Source organism: Streptomyces sp. NPDC046876, assembly GCF_040645035.1.
In the GTDB taxonomy this organism is placed as follows: domain Bacteria; phylum Actinomycetota; class Actinomycetes; order Streptomycetales; family Streptomycetaceae; genus Streptomyces.
In genome coordinates this window covers 1-1,180 of sequence record NZ_JBEYXK010000244.1, presented here as the reverse complement: position 1 = coordinate 1,180, position 1,180 = coordinate 1, and the positions used below count along the sequence as shown (strand labels likewise).

The 1,180-nt window shown below is 38.8% G+C and carries 2 protein-coding genes; one reads left to right on the top strand and one right to left on the bottom strand.

Annotation, left to right across the window (positions count from 1 at the left end):
• Window positions 1-347, top strand: a 347-nt coding sequence (locus ABZ924_RS38745) for a hypothetical protein (protein WP_361920456.1), incomplete at its 5' end; no start/stop codon positions are given.
• A 276-nt stretch (window positions 348-623) separates the two neighbouring features.
• Here ABZ924_RS38745 and ABZ924_RS38740 read toward each other — a convergent pair.
• The gene (locus tag ABZ924_RS38740; RefSeq protein ID WP_361920455.1) at window positions 624-917 is read right to left on the bottom strand and encodes a hypothetical protein; all 294 of its coding nucleotides are present in this window, start codon (window positions 915-917) and stop codon (window positions 624-626) included.
• Between the last annotated feature and the right edge of the window lie 263 nt (window positions 918-1,180).

The window sequence follows — 1,180 nt, the reverse complement described above, 5'->3', positions numbered from 1 at the left end:
CGCTGGACAACGAACTGGCGAAAATCACGAAAGTCAGCCAGGACGTGCAAAAAAAGATGATTTCGATTTTGAAAGCGCTCGAGAGCACGCAGCGCGATTACGGGAATCAGCTTCTGCAGCACTTGGAGACTGGCAAGAGCGAGATGGCAGCGAACAACAAAACGACCGTCCAGAAAATGAGCGAGATCGAGGGCATGTTGGACACCAGCATGAGCCAGCTGAATCGCACCATGACCGAGAACATGAAAGACCTCGAGAAAAAGAGCGCGACCTTGGTCCAGAACGTTAGAAAAGGCGCGTTGCTCAACTACTGGGCAGACGTCGCCAAATACGGCTTAGGAATATGAGAATAGCATATAATATTCTATTGATAAAATCAACAGAAACTGTTGATCGAGTTTCAAACCATTTTTTTAGGAACTTTTGTTGGTGCTGGAATCTCTAAAAATTCCATATTCGCTCTCGTCAGTTTTACTCGTTCCTTTTGTTGTGTATGGTTCATTTTTTCAGTGTACTTAGTCGTTTGCTGTGATTCAGTAGAATCAAGGAAATGAATGTAACTTAATTAGCAATATGTTACATTCAAAATTCCCATTTCTAAATTGTTTAGCTACTCCATTATTCTAACTAAAAAAGTGCCAACATAAATAAATTAGCCCAATCATAAGTAAGAAAGTTAAAAGAGCCACTACCCGAAAAACTATTAACTGGAACTTTTGAGGAAATAGTTTTTCACTTCCCCATAAAACAAAAGCAAAAAATATCCCAACAATGTTAAGGATTCCAACGTCGTAGGAAAAAACTTCATCAAATTCTCTTTCCTCATCTTTTTTATAGGACTTCAAGCCGGCATATAAGCTGGTAATTGCAAAGTATCCGAACAAAATTGTCGCAAGCCAAGGTATCCATATTTCCATGTAAGTATCTCCATTCTGGTAGCAACTTATTATACTTTTTTACTTGAATTTAAGGTCTTTGAATGTAACTTAATTCACAATAAGTTACATTCATTATTTTTCAATGCTTAATTCCCAAATTCCTAATGGGTTGTGATAGAGATCTTCTGTTTCATAGCGGAAATCTTCTTGCAGACTGATTGTATAGTCCAAGCGTTTGACCAAATCTTTGATGAAGGGAATCCGTTCGGTGATCCGCACAATCAGCGAATAGATCATCGCCG